General features: G+C 70.4%; 21 protein-coding genes. 13 read left to right on the forward strand and 8 right to left on the reverse strand.

All coding sequences use genetic code 11. From position 1 onward, the window contains the following. Positions 1-1645 (forward strand): hydantoinase B/oxoprolinase family protein (locus KUG41_RS00325; protein ID WP_216899940.1); only part of this gene is annotated, 1645 nt, incomplete at its 5' end. Then, positions 1642-3468 carry a gamma-glutamyltransferase gene (gene ggt / locus KUG41_RS00330; protein WP_216899942.1) on the forward strand — a complete coding sequence of 609 codons (1827 nt, stop codon included), beginning with the start codon at positions 1642-1644 and terminating at the stop codon, positions 3466-3468. The genes KUG41_RS00325 and ggt, both read left to right, overlap by 4 nt. Before the next feature lie 22 nt (positions 3469-3490). On the opposite strand, the gene KUG41_RS00335 is transcribed toward ggt, so the two are convergent. Further along, positions 3491-4018 carry a DUF308 domain-containing protein gene (locus KUG41_RS00335; protein ID WP_216899944.1) on the reverse strand — a complete coding sequence of 176 codons (528 nt, stop codon included), beginning with the start codon at positions 4016-4018 and terminating at the stop codon, positions 3491-3493. Between the two features lie 140 nt (positions 4019-4158). Between KUG41_RS00335 and KUG41_RS00340 the strand changes: the two genes are divergently transcribed. From KUG41_RS00340 to KUG41_RS00375, 8 genes are read left to right on the forward strand one after another with little or no spacing between them, the layout of a single operon-like run. Beyond that, a complete protein-coding gene (locus tag KUG41_RS00340; RefSeq protein WP_216899946.1) occupies positions 4159-4656 on the forward strand; it encodes a DUF2231 domain-containing protein in 498 nt (165 codons plus the stop codon). A gap of 26 nt (positions 4657-4682) precedes the next feature. Beyond that, positions 4683-5312, forward strand: coding sequence for a DUF2231 domain-containing protein (locus tag KUG41_RS00345; RefSeq protein WP_216900005.1), 630 nt, complete (start codon positions 4683-4685; stop codon positions 5310-5312). After that, a complete protein-coding gene (locus KUG41_RS00350; RefSeq protein ID WP_216899948.1) occupies positions 5309-6268 on the forward strand; it encodes a cytochrome c oxidase subunit II in 960 nt (319 codons plus the stop codon). Before KUG41_RS00345 ends, KUG41_RS00350 begins: the two co-directional genes overlap by 4 nt. 3 nt (positions 6269-6271) lie before the next feature. Then, the gene (ctaD, locus tag KUG41_RS00355; RefSeq protein WP_216899950.1) at positions 6272-7963 is read left to right on the forward strand and encodes a cytochrome c oxidase subunit I; all 1692 of its coding nucleotides are present in this window, start codon (positions 6272-6274) and stop codon (positions 7961-7963) included. Between the two features lie 4 nt (positions 7964-7967). Further along, positions 7968-8579, forward strand: coding sequence for a heme-copper oxidase subunit III (locus KUG41_RS00360; RefSeq protein WP_216899952.1), 612 nt, complete (start codon positions 7968-7970; stop codon positions 8577-8579). Further along, the gene (locus KUG41_RS00365; protein WP_216899954.1) at positions 8576-10093 is read left to right on the forward strand and encodes an FAD-dependent oxidoreductase; all 1518 of its coding nucleotides are present in this window, start codon (positions 8576-8578) and stop codon (positions 10091-10093) included. The genes KUG41_RS00360 and KUG41_RS00365 overlap by 4 nt, the downstream gene beginning before the upstream one ends. Positions 10094-10115: 22 nt before the next feature. Further along, positions 10116-12794: a glucosidase gene (locus tag KUG41_RS00370; protein ID WP_216899956.1), complete on the forward strand. Its 2679-nt coding sequence runs from the start codon at positions 10116-10118 to the stop codon at positions 12792-12794. Then, positions 12794-14416, forward strand: a complete 1623-nt coding sequence (locus tag KUG41_RS00375; RefSeq protein ID WP_216899957.1) for a GMC family oxidoreductase — start codon at positions 12794-12796, stop codon at positions 14414-14416. Before KUG41_RS00370 ends, KUG41_RS00375 begins: the two co-directional genes overlap by 1 nt. Before the next feature lie 11 nt (positions 14417-14427). On the opposite strand, the gene KUG41_RS00380 is transcribed toward KUG41_RS00375, so the two are convergent. The 5 genes from KUG41_RS00380 to KUG41_RS00400 form a co-directional block, all read right to left on the reverse strand. Then, a complete protein-coding gene (locus KUG41_RS00380; RefSeq protein ID WP_216899959.1) occupies positions 14428-14916 on the reverse strand; it encodes a DoxX family protein in 489 nt (162 codons plus the stop codon). Continuing rightward, a complete protein-coding gene (locus KUG41_RS00385) occupies positions 14913-15221 on the reverse strand; it encodes a hypothetical protein (protein ID WP_371733980.1) in 309 nt (102 codons plus the stop codon). The genes KUG41_RS00380 and KUG41_RS00385 overlap by 4 nt, the downstream gene beginning before the upstream one ends. 155 nt (positions 15222-15376) lie before the next feature. Beyond that, on the reverse strand, positions 15377-16357 hold the full coding sequence (locus KUG41_RS00390) for a VOC family protein (protein WP_216899963.1): 981 nt from the start codon (positions 16355-16357) through the stop codon (positions 15377-15379). A 15-nt stretch (positions 16358-16372) separates the two neighbouring features. After that, entirely contained in the window at positions 16373-17278 is a 906-nt protein-coding gene (locus KUG41_RS00395) for an SMP-30/gluconolactonase/LRE family protein (protein ID WP_216899965.1), read from the reverse strand. Beyond that, positions 17278-17751, reverse strand: a complete 474-nt coding sequence (locus tag KUG41_RS00400; protein ID WP_216899967.1) for a cupin domain-containing protein — start codon at positions 17749-17751, stop codon at positions 17278-17280. The genes KUG41_RS00395 and KUG41_RS00400 overlap by 1 nt, the downstream gene beginning before the upstream one ends. Positions 17752-17832: 81 nt before the next feature. Here KUG41_RS00400 and KUG41_RS00405 point away from each other — a divergent pair, with 81 nt between their 5' ends. Next, positions 17833-18639 carry an SDR family NAD(P)-dependent oxidoreductase gene (locus KUG41_RS00405; protein ID WP_216899969.1) on the forward strand — a complete coding sequence of 269 codons (807 nt, stop codon included), beginning with the start codon at positions 17833-17835 and terminating at the stop codon, positions 18637-18639. Beyond that, entirely contained in the window at positions 18639-19457 is an 819-nt protein-coding gene (locus KUG41_RS00410; RefSeq protein ID WP_216899971.1) for a potassium channel family protein, read from the forward strand. Before KUG41_RS00405 ends, KUG41_RS00410 begins: the two co-directional genes overlap by 1 nt. Here KUG41_RS00410 and KUG41_RS00415 read toward each other — a convergent pair. Then, positions 19369-20760 carry an NAD(P)/FAD-dependent oxidoreductase gene (locus tag KUG41_RS00415; RefSeq protein WP_216899973.1) on the reverse strand — a complete coding sequence of 464 codons (1392 nt, stop codon included), beginning with the start codon at positions 20758-20760 and terminating at the stop codon, positions 19369-19371. The genes KUG41_RS00410 and KUG41_RS00415 overlap by 89 nt on opposite strands. A gap of 132 nt (positions 20761-20892) precedes the next feature. On the opposite strand from KUG41_RS00415, the gene KUG41_RS00420 reads away from it, so the two are divergent. Further along, complete coding sequence (locus KUG41_RS00420) at positions 20893-21096, forward strand: hypothetical protein (RefSeq protein ID WP_216899975.1); 204 nt, start codon at positions 20893-20895, stop codon at positions 21094-21096. Between the two features lie 197 nt (positions 21097-21293). Here the strand turns inward: KUG41_RS00420 and KUG41_RS00425 are convergent, their stop codons facing one another. Continuing rightward, positions 21294-22724 (reverse strand): NAD(P)/FAD-dependent oxidoreductase, encoded by a 1431-nt coding sequence (locus tag KUG41_RS00425; RefSeq protein WP_216899977.1) that lies wholly within the window; start codon positions 22722-22724, stop codon positions 21294-21296. Between the last annotated feature and the right edge of the window lie 59 nt (positions 22725-22783).

Raw genomic sequence — 22783 nt, forward strand, 5'->3', positions numbered from 1 at the left:
GGGGGGGGGGGGGGTTCGCCCCCGCCCGGCCGCCGCGGCCTCCTCCCCCTCCGGGGTGGTGGATCCGGTGCAGCTGGAGCTCTACAACCACCGGTTCTCCGCCATCGCCGAGCAGATGGGTGAGCGGCTGCGCCAGTGCAGCCGCTCGGTGAACATCCGCGAGCGGCTCGACTTCTCCTGTGCGCTGTTCGACGGGGCGGGCCGGCTGGTGGCCAATGCCCCGCACATCCCCGTGCACCTGGGCTCGATGGGGGAGAGCGTGACCAGCCTGCTGGCCGCCGTCGCCGCCGGGTCGGTGCCCCCGCTGGCGCCGGGGGATGCCTACGCCGGCAACGACCCCTTCGCCGGTGGCACCCACCTGCCCGACATCACGGTGATCACTCCGGTGTTCAGCCAGGACGATGCAGGGACGCCACTGTTCTTCGTGGCCTGCCGGGGGCACCATGCCGATGTGGGGGGCATCACGCCGGGCTCGATGCCCCCGTTCAGCCGCCGCATCGAGGAGGAGGGGCTGCTCCTCGCCCACGTGCCCCTGCTGCGGCAGGGCCGTTTCGATGCGGAGCTCTGGCGGGAGCGGCTGGAGGCGGGCCCCCACCCGGTGCGCAACCCCGACCAGCTGCTGGCCGATCTCCAGGCCCAGCTGGCCGCCAACCGGCTGGGGGTGAGCGAACTGCAGCGGCTGCTGGAGCGCGAGGGACCCGGCGACGTGGTGAGCTACATGGGCCACGTGCAGGAGAACGCGGCGGCGGCCGTTCGGGAAGCGATCGGCGGACTGGGCGATGGCGACCATGCCGTGGAACTCGACAACGGCAGCCGGATCGTGGTGGCGGTGCGGATTGAGCCCCACGCCCGTCGGGCCCGGATCGACTTCACCGGCACCAGCCTCCAGCAGGACGGCAACTTCAACGCGCCGCTGGCGATCACCAAGGCGGCGGTGCTCTATGTCTTCCGCTGCCTGGTGGGCCGGTCGATCCCCCTGAACGCGGGCTGCTTCGAGCCGATCGATCTGGTGGTGCCCGAGGGCTGCCTTCTGAACCCCCGCCCGCCGGCGGCCGTGGTGGCCGGCAATGTGGAGACCTCCCAGGCGGTCACCAACGCCCTGTTCGGCGCCCTGGGGGTGATGGCGGCCGCCCAGGGCACCATGAACAATCTCAGCTTCGGCGATGCGCACTGCCAGTACTACGAGACCATCTGCGGCGGCACCGGGGCGGGCGTGCAGCCAGGCGGCAGCGGTTTTGCCGGCGCCAGCGCCGTGCAGAGCCACATGACCAACTCGCGCCTCACCGACCCGGAGATCCTCGAGGACCGCTTCCCGGTGCGGCTGGAGCGCTTCGCGATCCGCACCGGCAGTGGCGGGGCGGGCCGCTGGCCGGGGGGCGAGGGGGTGGTGCGGCGGCTGCGCTTCCTGGCGCCGATGACCGCCGCGATCCTCTCCGGCTCCCGCCGGGTGCCCCCCTTCGGCCTGGCCGGCGGCGCTGACGGGGCGGTGGGCCGCAACCGGCTGGAGCGGGCCGATGGCCGCAGCGAAGACCTCCCCGGCTGCGCCCAGGTGGCGGTGGAGCCCGGCGATCTGCTGGAGATCGCCACCCCCGGCGGCGGCGGCTACGGCGCGCCGCTGGCGGGCCCGAAGGGGGATCCCCCATGAGCGCGCGACCCGGTCGCCGGAGGGCCACCGGGCTGGCCCTGCTCTTGCTGGCGGGGGCGCCGGAGGCGCTCGCCCAGGCCCCGGCCGGCCCTGGCACCAATGTGCTGCAGGAGGGGGAGCAGCGCTTCCGGCCGGTGTGGTCGGCGAAGGGGATCGTGGCGGCCCAGGAGCCCCTGGCGGCGGCGGCCGGGGCGGCCACCCTGCGGGCCGGGGGCAACGCGGTGGACGCGGCGGTGGCCACTGCCTTCGCCCTGGCGGTCACCCTGCCCCAGGCCGGGAACCTGGGCGGCGGCGGCTTCCTGCTGCTCTGGCTGCCCGGGCCATCGCCGGCGGCGGCCCGGGGCTGCCTGGCAGATGCTGCTGGTGGCTCTGCCGCTGCAGCGGGTGACGGCCCCGAACGGCGCCTGGGTGGCGGCACGGCGGTGGCGGTGAACTTCCGCGAGACCGCCCCCCGGGCGGCGACGGCCGGCATGTTCCTCGGCGCCGACGGCCAGGTGGACCGGGCCCGGGCCACCCGCAGCCTGCTCAGCACCGGCGTGCCCGGCAGCGTGGCCGGCCTGGCCCTGGCTCAGCGCTGCTACGGCCGCCTGCCCCTGGAGCGGGTGCTGGCGCCGGCGCTGCAGCTGGCGGAGCAGGGCTTCCCGGTGAGCCGGGAGCTGAGCGAGTCCTTGGCCGCCGCCGCCCCCCTGCTGGGGGCCGACCCCACCTCCCGCCGCCTGTTCCTTCCCCCCCCCGCGCCGGGCACGATGCTTCGCCAGCCGGAGCTGGCCGCCACCCTGCGGCGCATCACCGCCGAGGGGGAGCGGGGCTTCTACGCCGGGCCGGTGGCCGCTGCCCTGGTGGATCGCATGGAGCAGGGGGGCGGCCTGATCCGCCGCGATGATCTGCTCGCCTACCGGGCCCGGCTGGTGGCACCGCTGCTGGTCCGCTTCCGCGGCCACCAGGTGCTGACGATGCCACCACCCGGTGGTGGTCTGACCCTGCTGCAGATCCTGGGGATCCTCGAGCCGTTCGATCTGGCCGCCAGCGGCCTGAATGCCGCCAGCACCGTGCACGTGATGGCCGAGGCCATGAACCTGGCCTACCGCGATCGCAATGCCCTGCTGGGGGATCCGGAGCAGGTGCCGGTGCCGGTGGCGCGGCTGCTGTCGCCGGCCTATCTGGCCGGCCTGCGCCGCCGCATCAACCCCCGCCGCCACACCCCGGCGCGGCAGCTGGAGGCGGCCTCCGCCCGGGAAGGTACCAACACCACCCACCTCTCGGTGGCCGACCGCCAGGGGGGGCTGGTGGCCCTCACCACCACCCTCAACTTCGCCTACGGCAATGGTGTCGCTGTGCCCGGCGCCGGCTTCCTGCTCAACAACGAGATGGACGACTTCACGGCCCGGCCGGGCAGCGCCAACGCCTTCGGTTTGCGCCAGGGGGAGGCCAACGCCATCGCCCCGGGCCGCCGGCCCCTGAGTTCGATGGCCCCCACGTTGCTGTTCCGTCCCGACGGCCGGCCCTGGCTCGCCACCGGCAGCCCCGGCGGCAGCCGCATCATCACCACCGTGCTCCAGGTGCTGCTCAACCGGCTGGTGCATGGTCTCAACCTGGCCTCCGCCGTGGCCGCCCCCCGCCTCCACAGCCAGCTGTGGCCCGATCGCCTCGATCTGGAGCAGGGCATCAGCCCCGACACCCGTTCTTTGCTGGAGGCCATGGGCCACCAGCTGCGCAGCGCCCCGGCCATGGGGGCGGCCAACAGCGTCGAGGTGCTGGAGGGTGGGGGCAGCCTGGGGGCGGTGGATCCGCGCCGCGGCGAGGCCCCGGCCGTGCCCGAATGACTCTGGCCGTGGCCAGTGAACCTCAGGCCTGAGGCGCGGGAGGGGCCGGCGGGGTGCCGGTCAGCAGGTTGATGCCGGAGAAGGCCAGGGCGAAGCCGAACAGGGTGCCGATGGCCCAGACGCTGTCGGAGGGCCACTCCACGATCAGCATCCCCCCCAGCACGGTGGTGACGATGCCGTCGAGCAGCACCAGCCCCCGGGCGGGCACCGCTCCGGCGGCCGCCCCGGCCAGCTCCATCACCCCCTCGATGGCCAGCAGGACGCCGATGAACAGGGTGAGGCTGATGGTGCTGGCCACCGGGAACAGCACCAGGCCGATGCCGCCGCCCACGTACAGCACCGCCGAGATGCCTCGGAAGATCTTGCTGCGGGTGTCGTCGGCGGAGGTGAGCCGCAGCAGCTGGGAGATGCCGGCGGCTATGGCCACCCCGCCCAGGGCGATGGTCAGCAGGGTGGCCGACACGAAGGGCAGGGCCAGGCAGAGCACCGCCGCCACGATCAGCAGGCCGGCGGTGACCCAGCGAAGAGTGGGGGAGGTGGGAATCGACACGAGCTTGGGGCGGCTGGGTCGAGGTTAGGCCGCCTGTCCATCGGCGAATCCCCACAGCGGCCGTCGCAAAGCATCACAGGAAACACGGTTCCCCGGCTTTTCTCCCCACATTGGAAGGCCATGCCGGATCCCGTGCAGCCATGTTCGAGTTGCTGCCACCGCTCAACGATCACAACCTGCCCTGGATGGACACGATCCATCCGATCGTGGTGCACTTCGTGATCGCCATGGCGGTGATCTCGGTGGTGTTCGATCTGATCGGCGTGCTGGCCCGCAAGCCCAACCTCTTTGAGGTGAGCTTCTGGAATCTGCTGTTCGCCACCCTGGCGATCTTCGTGGCGATCATCTTCGGCCAGGTGGAGGCGGGCCTGGCCAATCCCTATGGCGCCGCCAGCGAGATCCTCAACCTGCACAGCACCCTGGGCTGGTCCCTGGCCGGCGTGCTGTCGGTGCTCACCGCCTGGCGCTACGTGATCCGCAGCAAGGATCCCCAGCGGCTGCCCCTGGCTTTCCTGGCCGCCGGTGGGGTGCTGAGCGTGCTGGTGGCGGTGCAGGTGACCCTGGGCAACCAGCTGATCTGGGTCTACGGCCTGCACACGGTCAAGGTGGTGGAAGCGACGCGGGCGGGGCTGGTGTGAGGGAGTTGCCTGATCTCCTGGCGGCGATGGCCCCGGCGGCGCTCTACCTGCCGCCGGACGCGCCGATCGACCAGCTGGCCTCCCGGCTGGGCCCCAACGACCTGCCCTACGCCCTGCCGATCCATCCCACCCTGGTGCACTTCACGATCGGCCTGTTCGTGATCGCCATCGCCTTCGACATCGCCGGCGCCATCTATCCGCTCGAGAAGCGCCTGTTCCGCTTCCTGGCCCTGCCGGTCACCCGAGCCGGTCTGCACGACGTGGGCTGGTACAACCTGCTGGCCTGTGCGGCCGTGTCGTTCTTCACGGTGGCGGCCGGCTTCTACGAGATGCTGCTGGCGGTGCCCCTGCCGGGGGTCACCAGCAGCATCGGCCTGGAAAGCATGGCCACCATGCTCTGGCACGGCGTGGGCGGCGTGGCGATCCTGCTGGTGATCATCGCCATGACGGTCTGGCGCGGCTACCAGCGCTTCGCCTGGCGCCATGAGCTGGGCCGCCAGGTGCAGTGGTCCTACCTGCTGGTGGGCCTGGTGCTCTACGGGGTGCTGGGCCTGCACGGCACCCTGGGCGCCGAACTGGCGGCCGAGTTCGGCGTGCATGTCACCGCCGACCAGCTGCTGGCCGCCGGCGCCGACCTGCGCGAGGCCCTGCCATGACCCCCTCCGCTCCCCCGGCGCGGCGCTTCCCCATCGCGGCCCTTGTGCTGATCGCGGCGGCCCTCGCCGCCGACGGCGCCGTCAGTCTCTGGATGGCCCGGACGTCCCACCACTGGCTGCCGGTGCAGGCCTCGGCGGCGGCCCCCTACGTCGACGACCTGTTCGCCCTCGAGACGGGCATCGGCAGCTTCATCTTCCTGGGCTGCTTCGCTGTGATGCTCTGGACGCTGCTGTTCAACCGGGCCCCCAAGTACGACATGGAGGACGGCGATCCGATCGAGGGCAACCTCAAGCTGGAGATCACCTGGACGATCATCCCCCTGGTGATCGTGATGCTGATCGCCATCCATGCGATCCGCGTCAGCAACACCCTGGCCACCATCGGCCCCAAGGAGCGGGTGCTGGGCGGGGAGCAGGCGCTGCAGGTGGCCGAAGGCGCCACGGCCACGGGTGCTGCCCCGGCTGCGGCCGACTACGGCCCGATCGAGGTGATCGCCCGGCAGTGGTCGTGGGAGTTCGTCTACCCCGACGGCACCCGCAGCGGCGAGCTGCACCTGCCGGTGGACCGGAGGGTGCGCTTCAAGCTGATCTCCATGGATGTGCTGCACGGCTTCTACGTGCCCGCCTTCCGGCTCAAGCAGGACCTGATCCCCGGCAGCGTCATCGACTACAGCCTGGTGCCCACCCGCGAGGGCCGTTACAGGCTGCGGGATTCGATGTTCAGCGGCGGCTATTTCTCCACCAACCAGACCGACGTGGTGGTGGAGTCGGCCGGCACCTTTGAGCGCTGGCTGGCCGATGCCGCCCGCGCCCCCCTGCAGGAGAGCCCCAACGCCGCCCTGCAGCTCTGGCAGGCCCGCCTGGCCAAGGGCGACAAGGGCTGGGCCACCGTGCCGCCGGCCCCCCCTCCGCTGGTCAACGTCATCCACGACCCCACCGCCCCCCACGAGGGCTGAACCATGGCCACCTCCGTTCCCTTCGATCCCCGGGTGCTCAAGGCCCCCCATCCGGTGCCCGGCGCGCCGGACAACTGGAAGCGCTTCTTCAGCTTCAACACCGACGCCAAGGTGATCGGCATCCAGTACATGGCGGTGGCGCTGCTGTTCCTGCTGGTGGGGGGCCTGCTGGCGATGATCATGCGCGGCGAACTGATCACCCCGCCGGCGGATCTCGTCGACCCCACGGTCTACAACGGGCTCTACACCATGCACGGCACGGTGATGCTGTTCCTGTTCCTGTTCCCGATCCTGAACGGTTTCAACAACCTGCTGATTCCGCCCATGATCGGGGCACCGGACATGGCGTTCCCGAGGCTGAATGCCCTCGCCTTCTGGCTGTTCCCGCTGTTCGGGATCATCCTGATGGCCAGCTTCTTCGTGCCCGGGGGCCCCTCCGGATCGGGCTGGTGGGCCTATCCGCCGGTGAGCACCCAGAACCCCCTGGGCCATTTCATCAACGGCCAGTTCCTCTGGATCCTGGCGGTGGCCCTCTCGGGGGTGTCCTCGATCCTGGGGGCCATCAACTTCATCACCACGATCCTCCGCATGCGGGCCCCGGGCATGGGCTACTTCCGCCTGCCCATCTTCTGCTGGACGGCCCTCGCCGCCCAGACGATTCAGCTGATCGGTCTGCCGGTGCTCACCGGCGGGGCGGTGATGCTGCTGTTCGACCTCAGCTTCGGCACCAGCTTCTTCCGGCCCGAGGGGGGCGGTGATCCGATGCTCTACCAGCACTTCTTCTGGTTCTATTCCCACCCGGCCGTCTACGTGATGGTGCTGCCGGTGTTCGGCATCTTCTCCGAGCTGTTCCCCGTCTATGCCCGCAAGCCCCTGTTCGGCTACAAGGTGGTGGCGATCGCCTCCTTCGGCATCACCTTCCTGAGCCTGATCGTGTGGGTGCACCACATGTTCTACAGCGGCACCCCCCAGTGGATGCGCAATCTGTTCATGGTCACCACCATGCTGATCGCCGTGCCCACTGGCATCAAGGTGTTCGCCTGGCTGGGCACCCTCTGGCGCGGCCGCATCCGGCTCAGCACGCCGATGCTGTTCTGCCTGGGCGGCCTGTTCAACTTCATCTTCGCCGGCATCACCGGCATCATGCTGGCCACCGTGCCGGTGGACATTCACGTGGGCAACACCTACTTCGTGGTGGGTCATTTCCATTACGTCATTTTCTGCACCATCACCTTCGGGGTGTTCGCCGGCATCTACCACTGGTTCCCCAAGTTCACCGGCCGGATGTACTACGAGGGGCTCGGCAAGCTCCATTTCGTGCTCACCTTCATCGGCAGCACCCTCAACTTCCTGCCCATGCACTGGGCCGGGCTGATGGGGATGCCCCGCCGCGTCGCCTCCTACGACCCGGAATTCGCCCTCGCCAATGTGCTCGCCAGCCTCGGCGCCTTCCTGCTGGGGGTGGCCACGATCCCCTTCATCCTCAACATCGTCAGCTCCTGGGCCCGGGGCCCCAAGGCCGGCCCCAACCCCTGGAGCGCCATCGGCCTGGAGTGGCTGCTGCCCTCGCCGCCCCCGGCGGAGAACTTCGAGGACGACGTGCCCACCGTGATCAGCGGCCCCTACGGCTACGGCCTGGGCCAGCCCCTGGTGGAGCACCAGGAGCGCTATGTCGCCCGCGCCAAGGAGGCCTGATTCCATGACCGGCGTTCCCCTCGACACCGCCCCGGCCGACGTCGCCACCACCCATGGGGGCCATGGCACCCACGGCGGCTACAACCTTACCGGCTTCATCATCTTTCTCTGCTCCGAGAGCGTCATCTTCCTGGCGCTGTTCGTTGGCTACACCACCTTCAAGCTCTCCTCGCCGGTGTGGCTGCCGCCGGGGGTGGAGGGCCTCGAGGTGCGCGAACCGCTGATCAACACGATCATCCTGGTGAGCAGCAGCTTCGTGGCCTGGGCGGCGGAGCGGGCCCTGGCCCGGCGGCGGATCTGGCGCTTCCGCGCCTGGTGGCTGCTCACCATGGCCATGGGCAGTTACTTCGTCTACGGGCAGGCGGTGGAGTGGTCCCAGCTGCGCTTCGGCCTCGGCGACGGGGTGTTCGGCGGCACCTTCTACCTGCTCACCGGCTTCCATGGCCTGCACGTGATCACCGGCATCCTGCTGATGGGGCTGATGCTGATCCGCTCCTTCCAGAAGGGCAACTACGACGGCGGTGAGGCGGGAGTGGTGTCGGTCTCCCTGTTCTGGCACTTCGTCGATGTGATCTGGATCGTGCTGTTCCTGCTGCTCTACATCTGGCAGCCATGATCATTGACGACCGCCACTACGACGTCGCCATCGTCGGCAGCGGGGCCGCCGGGGCCACGCTGGCGGCGGAGCTGGCGGCGGCCGGCAAGGCGGTGCTGCTGCTGGAGCGGGGCGGGGCCATGGCCCTGGCCGACCAGAACGTGGCCGATGTGGGCCTCTTCCGCCGCCAGCGCTACCACCCGGATGAGGCCTGGTTCGGGCCGGACGGCGATCCCTTCGCCCCCCAGATGATCTACGCGCTTGGCGGTAACACCAAGATCTGGGGCGGCGTGCTGGAGCGGATGCGGGAGCGGGAGTTCACCGGCCTGGCCCTGCAGGACGGCGCCTCCCCGGACTGGGAACTGCGCTACGAGGATCTGGCCCCCTGGTACGAGAAGGCCGAGGCCCTCTACCGGGTGCACGGCCGCTCCGGCATCGACCCCAGCGAGCCGCCCCGCAGCGCCGAGTTCCCCCATGCCCCCCGGCCGATCGAGCCCTTCCTCGAGGAACTGCGCCAGGGGCTGCAGCGCCGCGCCGTGCACCCCTACCCCCTGCCCCTGAGCTGGTCCACCTCGGAGGAGGACCCCAGCGGTGATGCCGAGCGCTTCGGCCTGGAGCGCGCCGCCGCCGCCGCCTCCTACACCCTGCGCTGCGGCGCCCGTGTGCGGGCCCTGCATGTGAATCCCTCCGGCACCGAGGTGCGCGGGGTGGAGGCCTGCATCGACGGCCGCAACTGGCTGTTCACGGCCCACCAGGTGGTGCTGGCCGCCGGCGCAGTTAACAGCGCGGCGATCCTGCTGCGCTCAGTGAGCGAGCCCCACCCGGACGGGCTTGCCAACGGCTCGGGCCAGGTGGGCCGCAACCTGATGAAGCCCCAGCTCACCTCGATCCTGCAGCTGGCTTCCAGCCCCAACTCGGGCCGCTATCCCCGCAGTCTCGGCGTCAACGACTACTACTGGGGTGACAAGAACGTGGACTTCCCCCTCGGGGCCATCCAGAGCGGTGGCGGGGTGTTGCAGGATCCCCTGTTCGCCGAATCGCCGCCGGTGCTCTCCCTGGTGACGAAGCTCCTGCCGGATGGGGCCCTGGAGGCCCTGGCACGGCGCTCGGTCTGCTGGTGGGCCATGAGTTCCGTTCTGCCGGATCCGGAGAACCGGCTCACCGTGCGGGGCGACCGCATCCAGATCAACTACGCGGCCAACTGCCTGGAGGCCCACGACCGGCTGGTCTACCGCTGGCTCGACACGATCCAGGCGGTGGAGAAGGATCCCCTCATCCAGGTGGTGCGCGCCGCGCCGATCTACCCGCGGGGGGAGGCGCCCCTGGCGGTGATGGGCTACGCCAGCGGCACCTGCCGCATGGGCAGCGATCCGGCCACGTCGGTGGTGGATCTGGAGGGCCGCAGCCACCAGGTGGCCAACCTCTCGATCGCCGATGCCAGCATCCTGCCGGGCTGTCCGGCGGTGGGGCCCGGCCTGACGGTGATCGCCAATGCCCTGCGCATCGCCGAGCGTCTCAAGGCCGACCTGGCATGAGCGGCCGCAGCGGGGGGCGGCCATGAAGGAGCGCGCCGAAGCCGGCCGCATGGCGGAACGTGACCAGGGGCTGATGCCCTGGAACCTCTGGGGCACCTACCTGAGCGACCGCCAGTGGGGCACGGTGCGGGAGGACTACTCCGCCGACGGCGACGCCTGGCGCTCCTTCCCCCACGACCATTCCCGCTCGCGGGTCTACCGCTGGGGGGAGGACGGCCTGCTGGGGCTGTGCGACCAGGAGTGCCGGCTGTGCTTCTCGGTGGCGCTCTGGAACGGCGTCGATCCGATCCTCAAGGAACGGCCCTTCGGGCTGGGCAACCCGGAGGGCAACCACGGCGAGGACATCAAGGACTATTTCTTCCACCTCGATGCCACCCCCACCGGCAGCTTCATGCGGGGGCTCTACAAGTACCCCCAGGGGCGCTTCCCCTACGAGCGGCTGATCGAGGAGAACGGAAGCCGCAGCCGGGAGCAGCCGGAGTTCGAGCTGGTGGACACCGGCCTCTTCGACGCCGACCGCTACTTCGATGTCTTTGTGGAGTACGCCAAGGAGGCCCCCACTGACCTGCTGATCCGCCTGCGGGTGGTGAACCGGGGGCCCGAGCCGGCGCCCCTCACCCTGTTGCCCAGCCTGTGGCTGCGCAACACCTGGGACTGGGGCTACCCCGACGAGCTGCCCCAGCAGCTGCGGCTGCTCGACGACCGCGTCGTCTCCACCGCCATCCCCACCCTGGGGGTCTATGAGCTGCTCTGCGACCAGGCCGGCGAGTGGATCTTCACCGACAACGCCACCAACACCGAACGCCTCTGGGGCGTCCCCAACACCACCCCCTTCCAGAAGGACGGCTTCCATCGTCACCTGATCGAGGCGGAGGCGGGCGCCATCAACCTGGCCGGAGTGGGCAGCAAGGCCGCCCGGCTGCTGCGGCGCACCCTGGCCCCCGGCGAGGAATGGAGCGTGGCCCTGCGGCTGCGGGCCGTGCCGGAGCACCCAGCCGCGCCCGGCCCCGAGCCCCTGCCACCCCTGTTTGGCGCGGCGTTCGCGGCGACCTTCGCCCAGCGCCAGGAGGAGGCCCGCCTGTTCCTGGCCGACCTTCAGCAGGACCTCAGCGACGACGACCGGCTGATCCACACCAGCGCCCTGGCGGGGCTGCTGTGGTGCCGCAAGTACTACGGCTGGAGCGTGCTGCGCTGGCTGGAGGGGGATCCCACCCAGCCGCCGCCGCCGGCCGGCCGCTGGCACAGCGGGGCGGGCTACTGGAAGCGGCTGCATGCCCACGACATCATCTCCATGCCGGATTCCTGGGAGTACCCCTACTTCTGCCAGTGGGACCTGATGTTCCACGCCGTGGCCTTCGCCGAGATCGATCCGACCGTGGCCAAGGAGCAGTGCATGCTGCTGCGCTCGGCCCACTACACCGCCCCCAACGCCCAGACCCCCGCCTACGAATGGGCCCTCTCCGATCCCAACCCGCCGATCGGGGCCTGGGCGGCGCTGCGGATCTTCCAGATCGAGAGGCGCCAGAGCGGCCGCGGCGATGGGGCCTTCCTGCGCTCGGCGCTGCGCAAGCTGCTGCTGGAGTACGGCTGGTGGGCCAACCGCAACGACCGCTCCGGCGACAACGTCTTCGAGGGGGGCTTCCTGGGCCTCGACAACATCGCCGTCTTCGACCGGCGCTTCCCCCTGGCCGACGGCAGCCGCATCGAGCAGTCGGATGGCACCGCCTGGATGGCTTCCCTGAGCCTCAACCTGCTGGCCATCTCTGTGGAGCTGAGCTGCGAGGAGCCCGAATACGCCGATGCCTGCGAGCGCTTCGTCTGTGATTTCGTGCAGCTCAACCTGGCTCTCAACTCTCCCTACGAGCGCGACTTCCTCAACTGGGACCACGAAGATGGCTTCTACTACGACGTCATCCGCCGCCCGGACGGCAGCAGCGACTACCTGCGCACCCGCTCCGTGTCGGGCCTGATTCCCCTGCTGGCGGTGGCCAGCTTCGACCGCGCCACGGTGGAGCGGCTGCCGGTGCTCGATGTGGCCGAAAGCATGGCCTGGTTCGTGCACGAGCGCACCACGCCCACCTGGATGGAGCGCAACCTGGGCCAGTGGCATGGCGACCGGCTGCTCTTCTCCCTGGTGCCGGAGGACCGGCTGCGCCGCATCTGCGCGCGCTTGTTTGATGAGGAGGAGTTCCTCTCCCCCCACGGCATCCGCTCCCTTTCCAGGGTGTACGGCGAGCATCCCTACAGCTACACCGAGGGCAGCGAGACCGAGACCCTGGCCTACAGCCCCGGCGCCAGTCCGGTGGCCATGTTCGGCGGCAATTCCAACTGGCGCGGGCCGGTGTGGATGCCGATCAACTTCCTGCTGATCGAATCCCTGCAGAAGTTCGCCCACTTCTACGGCGACAGCTTCCAGGTGGAGTTCCCCACCGGCTCGGGCCGGCTGATGGACCTCTGGCAGATCTCCCTGGAACTGGAGAAGCGCCTGGTGGGGATCTTGCGCCGCGACGGCCAGGGCCGGCGGCCCTTCCTGGGCGCGCAGGAGCTTTTCCAGAACGATCCCCACTGGCGCGACCGGATCCAGTTCCACGAGTACTTCCATGGCGATGACGGCCACGGCATCGGCGCCTCCCACCAGACGGGCTGGAGCGCCATGGTGGCCAAGATGATCGGCCAGCTCAGCCGTTACCCGGTGGAATGATGACCGCTCCCTTCACCCCCGGCACCGTGCTGGATCCCCTGCCGGCGGCCGCCCAGCTGGAGGTGGCCGATGGCGCCCACTTCGATGTGGTGATCATCGGCAGCGGCGCCGGCGGCGGCACCCTCGCCGGGCGGCTGGCGGCCAGCGAGCTGCGGGTGCTGGTGCTGGAGCGGGGCGACTGGCTGCCCCAGGAGCCCCAGAACTGGAGCGCCGAGGAGGTGTTCCAGAAGGGCCGCTACGTGTCGGCCGATCTCTGGCGCGACCGGCATGGCAAGAGCTTCCAGCCCGGCAGCCACTACTTCGTGGGCGGCGCCACCAAGATGTACGGCGCCGCCCACTTCCGCCTGCGGGAGCGGGATTTCGAGGCGGTGGAGCACGTGGATGGCATCTCGCCGGCCTGGCCCCTGCGCTACGCCGACTTCGAGCCCTGGTATCAGCGGGCCGAGGAGCTGTATCAGGTGCACGGCCAGCGGGGGGAGGATCCCACCGAACCGCCCTGCAGCGGCCCCTACCCCCACCCGCCGGTGGCCCATGAGCCGCGCATGCAGAAGCTGGTCGACGACCTGCGCGGCGCCGGTCTGCACCCCTTCCATGCCCCCAGCGGCGTCCGGCTAGAGGAGGGGGCCATGCCCTTCAGCCGCTGCCGCAAGTGCAACTGCTGCGACGGCTTCCCCTGCCTGGTGCACGCCAAGTCGGACGCCGAGGTGCTGGGCATCCGGCCGGCGCTGGCCTCACCGCGGGTGAGCCTGCTGACCCGTGCCCACGTGCAGCGGCTCGAGACCGACGCCGGCGGTCGCAGCGTGCGGCGGGTGCACTTCGAGCGGGACGGGGTGCCCGCCAGCGTGTCCGGGGATGTGGTGGTGGTGAGCTGCGGCGCGGCCAACTCCGCCCGGCTGCTGCTGATGTCGGCCTGCGACGGCCACCCCCGGGGCCTGGCCAACGGTTCCGACCAGGTGGGGCGCAACTACATGTTCCACAACAGCAAAGCGATGGTGGCCCTGGCCCATGAGCCCAATCCCACCGTGTTCCAGAAGACGGTGTCGGTCAACGACTGGTATTTCGGGGATGCCGATTTCCAGTGGCCGATGGGCAATCTGCAGATGACCGGCAAGACCAACGGCACGATGATGAAGGGCTACGCGCCGCTGGAAACCTTCCTGATGCCGGGCTGGACGATGGACAAAATCGCCGAGCACGCCCTCGATTTCTGGATCTCCACCGAGGATCTGCCCGATCCGGACAACCGCGTCAGCGTGGACGCCGGCGGCACGATCACCCTGAGCTACACGCCCAACAACCAGAAGGCGTCGCAGGAGCTGGTGCGGCGGCTGGAAGCGGTGCTGGAGCGGCTCTACCTGAAGAAGCACCTGGTGGAGCGCCAGATCTACATCCAGAGCCCCATGACGATCGCGGCGGTGGGCCACCAGAGCGGCACCTGCCGTTTCGGCAGCGATCCGGCCACGTCGGTGCTGGATCTGAACTGCAAGGCCCACGAGCTCGACAACCTCTACGTGGTGGACACCAGCTTCATGCCCAGCATCGGCGCCGTGAACCCCTCCCTGACCGCCATCGCCAATGCCCTGCGGGTGGGCGAGCACCTGCTGGAGCGGCTCGGCCGCTGAGGGGGTGTCGCTCAGCTTCCGGCCAGGCCCGTCAGGGCCAGCAGGCGGGGCAGGACCAGGGCGTCAAGGCTGAAGCGGCCGGCGCCGGCGGTGGCCAGCACCAGGCACATCACGACATACATGGCCGCCTTCTCCCAGCTGGGCGGATCTCCCACCCCCATCGGCCCGGCGTAGTCGCCCGCGGGAATCTGGAAGGGGTCGGGGGCGATGAAGGGGAACCCGGAGCGGATCTCCAGCACCATGGCGTAGGCCATCGACACCAGGATCGCCAGGGCCGCCAGGGGGGTGAGCAGGCCCGGCAGCAGGGCGATGCCGCCCGCCCACATGGAGAAGGCCGAGAGGAAGCAGAGCCACACCGGTGTGTTCAGGGCCGCGGCCCAGGTGCCCAGGTGGCGCAGCTTGGGCCAGCCGTGGCGGATGAAGGCCACCGCCAGGAACAGCCGCAGGACCAGCAGGCCCACGGCTGCGGCGGTGCTGGGGGGCTGCAGCCAGTCGCTCATCGGGGCGGGCCGTTGTAGAGGATGGCCATCACCCGGCGGCCGTCCGGGGCGATCTGGATCTCGGTTTCGGTGGTGGCCGCCATCCCCTTCACCTCCCAGCCCGGAGGGCCGCCCAGGAAGCGGTAGACGAAGCCGTCGGCGGTGTTGCTCACCAGGCAGGGGTTGCTGGCCGCCGAGGTGGTGAACATGCAGTTGGCCGGGGTGTAGACCGTCAGCCCGCCATTGCTGAGCACGGCCGCGTTGCGGGCCAGGTTGAGGGCCCGCACTTCGTTGAAGGGGGTCCCCTGCGCCCAGGCAGGGGTCATCGGGGCGGCCGCCAGCATCAGTGCGGCTCCGGTTGGCAGCAGGCGTCTCCGGAGACGGGAGCGGAGGGCCATTGGGATCCGTGCGACTGGCTCCAGTATCGAGCCGGTCTTCCTTCCCCACAACACGCCTGGCCTGAATCTCCCCTGGGGGCCGATCAGGGGGCGGCAACAAGCTGGAGACGGTGGCCGTCGGGATCGGCGATCTGCAGGGCCCGGCCGGCCTCCAGCCAGGGTTCCGCCAGGGACACGATGCCCGGCGAGAGCACGGTGCCGCCGAAACTGCTCACCTGCTCGGCCACCCCATCGAGATCGTCGACCCGCACCCGCACCTGCCAGTGGGCCAGATCCTGGAAGCCCAGGTCGGCGGGCATGGGCCGGCCGCGATTGGGGGCCAGGTACTCCAGCGCCTCCAGGCCCATCCCCCGGGCGGCCCGGTGGGCGGTGATTCTCACCTGGACATTCGGCAGGCCATCGAGCCGCTCCTGCTCCGGCCCTTGGTTGATCCCGTCGGCTGCCTGGTGGAAGCCGAGCAGATTCCCATAGAACCGGGCGGTGCGGGCCGTGTCGGCCACGGCGATGGCGCTGTGGTCGAGGCCCTTGAAGCGGCCCGGCAGCCGGTGCCAGCGGGGATCCCCTTTGTCGGCGGGGAACTGCAGCAGCTCGATCGGATGGCCCTCGGGATCGTGGAACTTGAAGGCCTCGATGCCGGCCGCCGCCCGGTTCCAGGCCGGCAGCCGCTGGGGGGCGCTGGAGATGGCCACCAGCGCCCCGCCGGCGATACGGCGTCGCACCCCGGTGGACGCCGCCTCCATGGCGTCCACCACCACGCAGATGTGCTGGAACCAGCGGTCGCAGCTGCGGGACTCGGCGGGCAGGGGCCGCCCTGCGCGGGCTCCCCGCCCTGGATCCAGCACCTCACTGAGCTCCAGCCGTTCACTGCCCAGCCGCAGGTGCACCAGCTTCAGCCGTGCTCCGGGCAGACCCACCAGCTGGGTGTAGGGACCAGGGGGCACCAGGATCGCGCCCCCCTCGGCCTGGAAGCCCAGCTCCCGGCGGAAGAAGGCAGCGGCGGCCTCGGCATCGGTCGTGGTGAAGCCGACGCTCTCGATCACGGGAACGGTGGGGGCTGGCGGCATCAGGGGCTGGGGTGTTCAGGGCAGCTGGACGCCGCGGGTGTTCACGTACAGGGCGTAGACGGCCGGGGCCGCGCAGATGAACAGCCGATTGCGGAAGGCCCCTCCGAAACAGAGGTTGGCCACCAGGGAGGGCACCAGCACCCGGCCCAGCAGGGTGCCGTCCGGGGCGAGGCAGTGGACACCGTCGCCGGCGCTGCTCCAGACGTTGCCCTGCTCGTCCACCCGCAGGCCGTCGGCCCAGCCGGGCTCGATGCGGTGGAAGACGCCGCCGCCGCTGAGGCTGCGGCCGTCGGCCCCCACGTCGAAGACGCGGATGTGGCGATCCGGGGCCGGATCCCCCACCGCGCCGGTCTCCACCAGGTAGAGCCGCCGTTCATCGGGGGAGAAGGCGAGGCCGTTGGGGCCGGCCATGTCGCTCACCACCCGCTCCAGTTCACCGGAGGCCGGATCGAGGCGGTAGACGGCGGCCGGCTGCTCAGAGTCCTGGCGGCCGCCCTCGTAGTCGGTGGCGATGCCGTAGAGGGGATCGGTGAACCAGAGGCTCCCGTCCGACTTCACCACCACGTCATTGGGGGAATTGAGCCGCTGGCCGTCGGCCCGGCTCACCAGGGTGGTGAGGCTGCCGTCGATCTCCAGCCGGGTGAGGCTGCGGGAGCGGTGATGGCAGCTGATCAGGCGGCCCTGCAGGTCGCGGCACTGGCCGTTGGCGTAGTCGCTGCTGGGGCGGAACACGCTCACGCCGCCGGCCTCGCTCCAGCGCAGGGTGCGGTTGTTGGGGATGTCGTTGAACAGCAGGCAGCCGTGGTCGGCGAACCAGACCGGTCCTTCGCACCAGCGCAGCCCGTCGGCGATGGTCTCCAGTTCGGCGTTGAACAGCACCAGGCCGTCGAAGCGCGGGTCGTGGCTGACGGTGCGGGCCATCAGGAGAACGCGCCGGGGCGTGCCCCGCGCCAGCCGTCACCGTTGCGCTGCAGGATCAGCTGAACACAGGGCTCATCCCCCACCTGGCCGGAGAGATGGCCGAAACGCCCATCCGCCGTGGGCACCGTGTCCTGGTCGCCGCCGAAGCTGAAGCTGCCCGGGCCGAAGACCTGCCGGTGGCCGTCCATGCTCTTCACGAACCAGCTGCCGCTCAGCACGAAGATCCATTTAGGCACGGTGTTCTCGTGCCATTCGCCGAGCCAGCCCACCGGCAGCACGGTGAGGAAGGCGTTGCCGTCGGCCACCAGATCCAGATTCCACTGGGAGGCGACGCCGGGGTTCAGGGCCGCCCGGGTCATGGCGCCCAGGGGGGTGAGGTCCTGGCGGCTGATGCCCCCGTCGTCGGTCCACAGGTGCCAGTAGGCGGTCGGGGTGCCGCTGGGCGGGGCTCCCGTGCTGGAGGTGTCGCTCATGGCCGCAAGTTAGTTACGGCCGGCGGCTCTGTCGGCAGGGCGGTTCAGCGTTGATACCCTGCGGCCAGACGCCAGGAACCGATGACCGCAGTGAATCCCCTGGCCGGCAAGGCCCTGTCCAGTTTCCTGGCCGGGAAGGTGGCGATCGTCACCGGCGGCAACAGCGGCATCGGCAAGGCGATCGTGGAGCAGCTGGCCCAGCTTGGCGCCAAGGTGGTGATCGACTACCGCTCCAACCCGGAGGCCACCGAGGATCTGGAGGAGCAGATCGGCGCCTACGGGGGTTGCAGCTTCGGGGTGCAGGCCGATGTCTCGAAGCTTGAGGATCTGCAGCGCCTGATCCAGGCGGCGGTGACGAGGTATGGCCGGCTCGATGTGATGGTGAACAACGCCGGCGTCGAAACCCGCACCTCCATCCTTGACACCACGCCCGAGGACTACGACAAGGTGCTGAATGTGAACCTGCGGGGGGTGTTCTTCTCCACCCAGTACGCCGCCAGGCAGATGATCTCCCAGGGCGGCGGCGGACGCGTCATCAACATCTCCTCGGTGCACGAGGACTGGCCGATGCCCAACAACACCCCCTACTGCCTGTCCAAGGGGGGCATGCGCATGCTCACCCGCACCGCCGGGGTGGAGCTGGCCCCCCATGGCGTCACCGTGGTGAACGTGGGCCCCGGGGCGGTGGCCACCCCGATCAACGATGCCACCATGAACGACCCGAAGCTGCTGGCCCAGCTGAACGCCGCCATCCCCCTGGGACGCATGGCCCAGCCGGAGGAGATCGCCGCGGTGGTGGGGTTCCTGGCCAGTGATGCGGCCAGCTACATCACCGCGACCACCATCTTTGCCGACGGCGGCATCATGCAGAGCAGCCCCGGGCTCTGATGCCCCCGGCCTCCCGCCACGACGGTCTCCCCCACGACCGCCTGCAGCAGCGGCGGCACCGCTTCTATGTCGCGCTGCTGCTGATCACCGTGGGGGTGATGGGGGGCTATGCCATGCCAGCGGCCTGGGGACGGCTGTCGTTCCTGGGCCATGTGCTGCTCACCCTGCTGCTCTGCGTCGAACTCGGTGGGGTGCTCAGCTGGTCCCACCGCTCCCGGCACCTGCTCGACCTGCTCTACCGGCTGCTGGGCTTCGCCTGCCTGGGAGCCCAGCTGATCTGGCTGTTCACCCCGGTGAACGTCCGCTTCAGCGGCCTGCCCCTGCTGGTGCTGTTCAGCCTGTTCACCGGCTGGAGCCTCAAGCGGCTGGTGCAGTGCCTGGGGCGGGAGCGGCGGGTGGTGGGCCAGGTGGTGGCCGGGGCCCTGGCGGGCTACCTGCTGCTGGGCATCAGCGGCGGCCTGTTGCTGAGCGTGCTGGCCACGGTGGACCCGCCCGGGTTCATCAGCACCCACCAAGTGGGCTCCCTGGCCCCACCGGCGGTGAGCGATTCGCTGCTGAGTCGGGAGGTCTGGCGGATCGATTTCATCAACATCAACTATTTCGCCTTCGTCAGCCTCACCACCGTGGGCTATGGCGACATCCTGCCGGTGTCGGCTCCCACCAAAATGGCCAGCGTGGCCCTGAGTGTGGCCGGGCCCCTCTACATCGCCGTGGTGATGGGGGTGCTGATCAGCCGGCTGACGAAGCAGGCGGAGGAGCCAGCTCGAGCCGCTCCAGACCCACCTCCACCCCCATGTGCTGGTCGGGGCGGCCGGTGATCAGCAGCGAGGCACGCTGCTGGGTGACGATCGCCCACAGCCATTTGGTCAGCAGGCTGAGCCGGTTCTCGGTGGCGGGCATGAAGGCCAGGTGGGCGAGGCCCCAGAGCAGCCAGCCGAGCGGGCCGCTCACCCGCAGGCCGCGCAGGTCGGCCACGGCGCAGAGGGGACCGATCACGGCCATGCTGCCGAAGTCGGTCCAGCGGAAGGGGGCGTGGGGCCGGCTTTCGATGCCGGCGAGAATGTCGGCGGCCACCCAGCCGCCCATCTGCACCGCCGGGCCGGCCATGCCGGGCAGGGATTTGCCGTCGGCGGTGTGGCCGTAGGAGCAGAGGTCGCCCACCACCCGGATGGCGGGGTGGCCGGGGAGGGAGAAATCGGGCGCGACGATCAGCCGCCCGCCCCGGTCCACCGGTGCCCCGGTGCGCTCGGCCAGCAGCTTGCCCAGGTGGGAGGCGCGCACCCCGGCGGTCCAGCAGAGGGTGGCCGCCTCCAGGGTCTGCTCGCCGTCGGCGACGCCCACCGTGACCCGCCCCGCGGCGATGGCCTTCACCCGCCCGCCCAGCAGCAGCTGCACGCCGCGGGAGCGCAGGTAGCGGGCGGCGGCCTCCGAGAGGCTGGGGTGCATGGCCCGCAGCAGCCGCTCGCCCGGATCCACCAGGGTGACCCGGCAGTCGGCCGGATCCAGCTGCTTGAAGTCGCGGGCCACGGCATGGCGCAGCATCTCGTTCACCGAGCCGGCCAGTTCGCAGCCCGAGGGGCCGCCCCCCACCACCACCACAGCCTGCAGGTGGCGGCGGCGGGCCGGATCGGGGGTCTGCTCGGCCTCCTCCAGGGCCGTCAGCAGCCGGCGGCGCACCTCATCGGCGTGTTCGAGGATCTTCATCGGCGGAGCGTGCTCACGCCATTCCTCGTGGCCGAAGTAGGTGCTGCCCGAGCCCGTGGCCAGGATCAGGTGATCGAAGGCCAGGTGCCGGTCGTTGAACACCACCTCCCGGGCTGCCGGGTCGATGTCGACCACCTCGCCGAGCAGGATCTGGATGTTGGGGGCCTGGCCCACCATCTGGCGCAGGGGCGAGGCCACGTCCGCCTCCGACACCAGCCCCGAGGCCACCTGATAGAGGAGCGGCTGAAAGAGGTTGAAGTTGCGCTTGTCGATCAGGGTGACGCGGACCGGCTTGCCGATCAGGCTGTGGGCCGCCTTGAGGCCGGCGAAGCCGCCGCCCACGATCACCACATGGGGCAGCTGGCGCAGGCTGGCATCGGGAGGGGTGAGCTCGAGGAAGAAGCGTTCCTTGGCCATGGGAGCTGCCCGTCTGGGCGAACGCTATCGGCGCAGGCCCGGTTCAGCCCCCCCTCTGGTTCGACACCCCGTCGGGATGGACACGCCGCCAGCGTCGCCGGTTCGCTAACGGTGGGGCAACCGCAGCGACCGATGCCGCCCCTTTTCGCCTGTTCCAGCTGCGGCGTTCAGATCGAACGCGCCACCCGCAGCTACCTCCAGCAGAAGGGCCAGATGCTCTGCTCCACCTGCCTCGACCGGCAGGAGGCCGCCGAGGCGGCGGCGGCGGGGCCTGGGGCGGAGGGACCTGATGGGGAGGGGGCCACGGCGCCGCCTTCGGGGGACGGCGGCGGTTGATTGGGCCCGTCGTTTGTTGACCCATCGGTGGATCATCAGCAAGCTCGCCGCTGGAGGCCATCAGGCGACTCTCGGAACGATGCGATCAAGATCCTGTCGCAGCTCCCTGCTTGAGAGTGGATCCCGGGCGCCGGCCCAGAGGCCACGACCCTGCCGCTGCTGGATGCAACAGAAATCTGCTGGGCGGACCGGTGGGCTCAGGCGGCCAGCGGCAGGTCGTTGTCTGCCGGCTCCACCTCGCCCGCGGGGGCTGCGGCGGGCTCCGGCGGATGCAGCTGGGCCCGGTAGAGGCCCACATCGACGCCCAGGTGCTGGTCGGGCCGGCCGGTGATCAGCAGGGCGGTGCGCTGGCGGGTGGCGATCTGCCACATCCACTTGGTGAACAGGGTGATGCGGTTCTCCGTGTCGGGGATGAAGGCCAGGTGGGCCAGGGCCCACAGCACCCAGCCAGCCAGGCCGCTGACGTGCAGGCCGCGCAGGTCGGCGACGGCATAGAAGGGGCCGATCACCGCCATGCTGCCCAGGTCGGTGAAGCGGAAAGGGGCCAGGCTGCCGTTCTGGTTCAGGATCGAGGCCGCCACCCAGGCGCCCATCTGCACCGCCGGCCCCGCCATGCCGGGGAGGGGCCGGCCGTCGGCGGTGTGCAGGTAGGCGCAGAGGTCGCCGACGGCACGGATCTCCGGGTGGCCGGGGATCGAGAAGTCGGGCTCCACCAGCAGCCTCCCGCCCCGGTCCACCGGGGCCCCGGTGCGCTCGGCCAGCAGGGCGCCGAGGCGGGAGGCGCGCACGCCGGCGGTCCAGCAGATGGTGGCGGCCTGCAGCTCCCGGTGGCCTTCAGGACCGTCGAGGGCCACCCGGCCGGGGGCGATGCCCTTCACCATCGAGCGCATCACCAGCGTCACCCCGGCCCGCTCCAGGTGACCGGCGGCGGCGGCGGAGAGCTTCGGGTGCATGGTGGGCAGCACCCGCTCCACCGCATCCACCAGCACCACGCGGCAGAGATGGTGGTCGAGCTGCTTGAAGTCGCGGCGGATGGCGCGGTGCATCAGCTCGATCAGGGAACCGGCCAGCTCGCAGCCGGCCGGGCCGGCCCCCACCACCACCACCGACTGCAGGAAGCGGCGCCGCTCGGGGTCGCGGGTCTGCTCGGCCTCCTCCAGGGCCATCAGCAGCCGGCGGCGGATCTCGTCGGCGTGCTCGAGGATCTTCATCGGCGGCGCCAGGGGCCGCCATTCCTCATGGCCGAAGTAGGTGCTGCCCGAGCCGCTGGCCAGGATCAGGTGGTCGTAGCCGTAGCGGTGGTCGTTGAACACCACTTCCTTTGCGGCTGGGTCAATGTCGACCACCTCGCCGAGCAGGATCTGGATGTTGGGGGCCTGGCCGACCATCTGGCGCAGGGGCGAGGCCACGTCGGCCTCCGACACCAGCCCCGAGGCCACCTGATAGAGGAGCGGCTGGAAGAGGTTGAAGTTGCGCTTGTCGATCAGCGTCACCCGCACCGGCTTGCGCGCCAGGGCATGGCAGACCTTGAGCCCGGCGAAGCCGCCGCCCACGATCACCACATGGGGCCACTCCCGCATCGCTTCGGAGGGGGGATCGAGTTCGAGGAAGAAGCGTTCCGGTGCCATGGGCCGCCTCCACGGCCTTTCAAGGTATCCAGTTCAGCGGGTCGACTTCGGTAGTGGTG

The sequence above is a fragment of the Synechococcus sp. CCY 9618 genome (assembly GCF_019038415.1).
GTDB lineage: Bacteria > Cyanobacteriota > Cyanobacteriia > PCC-6307 > Cyanobiaceae > Cyanobium.

What these genes read in the sequence shown, in the direction of transcription:
- KUG41_RS00360 (WP_216899952.1), top strand. Translation starts at nt 7,968, where the DNA reads ATGACCGGCGTTCCCCTCGACACCGCCCCGGCCGACGTCGCCACCACC.
- KUG41_RS00365 (WP_216899954.1), top strand. Translation starts at nt 8,576, where the DNA reads ATGATCATTGACGACCGCCACTACGACGTCGCCATCGTCGGCAGCGGG.
- KUG41_RS00345 (WP_216900005.1), top strand. Translation starts at nt 4,683, where the DNA reads ATGGCCCCGGCGGCGCTCTACCTGCCGCCGGACGCGCCGATCGACCAG.
- KUG41_RS00385 (WP_371733980.1), bottom strand. Translation starts at nt 15,221, where the DNA reads ATGACCCCTGCCTGGGCGCAGGGGACCCCCTTCAACGAAGTGCGGGCC.
- KUG41_RS00340 (WP_216899946.1), top strand. Translation starts at nt 4,159, where the DNA reads ATGTTCGAGTTGCTGCCACCGCTCAACGATCACAACCTGCCCTGGATG.
- KUG41_RS00390 (WP_216899963.1), bottom strand. Translation starts at nt 16,357, where the DNA reads ATGCCGCCAGCCCCCACCGTTCCCGTGATCGAGAGCGTCGGCTTCACC.
- KUG41_RS00415 (WP_216899973.1), bottom strand. Translation starts at nt 20,760, where the DNA reads ATGGCCAAGGAACGCTTCTTCCTCGAGCTCACCCCTCCCGATGCCAGC.
- KUG41_RS00375 (WP_216899957.1), top strand. Translation starts at nt 12,794, where the DNA reads ATGACCGCTCCCTTCACCCCCGGCACCGTGCTGGATCCCCTGCCGGCG.
- KUG41_RS00410 (WP_216899971.1), top strand. Translation starts at nt 18,639, where the DNA reads ATGCCCCCGGCCTCCCGCCACGACGGTCTCCCCCACGACCGCCTGCAG.
- KUG41_RS00350 (WP_216899948.1), top strand. Translation starts at nt 5,309, where the DNA reads ATGACCCCCTCCGCTCCCCCGGCGCGGCGCTTCCCCATCGCGGCCCTT.
- KUG41_RS00425 (WP_216899977.1), bottom strand. Translation starts at nt 22,724, where the DNA reads ATGGCACCGGAACGCTTCTTCCTCGAACTCGATCCCCCCTCCGAAGCG.
- KUG41_RS00405 (WP_216899969.1), top strand. Translation starts at nt 17,833, where the DNA reads ATGACCGCAGTGAATCCCCTGGCCGGCAAGGCCCTGTCCAGTTTCCTG.
- ctaD (WP_216899950.1), top strand. Translation starts at nt 6,272, where the DNA reads ATGGCCACCTCCGTTCCCTTCGATCCCCGGGTGCTCAAGGCCCCCCAT.
- KUG41_RS00420 (WP_216899975.1), top strand. Translation starts at nt 20,893, where the DNA reads ATGCCGCCCCTTTTCGCCTGTTCCAGCTGCGGCGTTCAGATCGAACGC.
- KUG41_RS00380 (WP_216899959.1), bottom strand. Translation starts at nt 14,916, where the DNA reads ATGAGCGACTGGCTGCAGCCCCCCAGCACCGCCGCAGCCGTGGGCCTG.
- KUG41_RS00395 (WP_216899965.1), bottom strand. Translation starts at nt 17,278, where the DNA reads ATGGCCCGCACCGTCAGCCACGACCCGCGCTTCGACGGCCTGGTGCTG.
- ggt (WP_216899942.1), top strand. Translation starts at nt 1,642, where the DNA reads ATGAGCGCGCGACCCGGTCGCCGGAGGGCCACCGGGCTGGCCCTGCTC.
- KUG41_RS00370 (WP_216899956.1), top strand. Translation starts at nt 10,116, where the DNA reads ATGAAGGAGCGCGCCGAAGCCGGCCGCATGGCGGAACGTGACCAGGGG.
- KUG41_RS00400 (WP_216899967.1), bottom strand. Translation starts at nt 17,751, where the DNA reads ATGAGCGACACCTCCAGCACGGGAGCCCCGCCCAGCGGCACCCCGACC.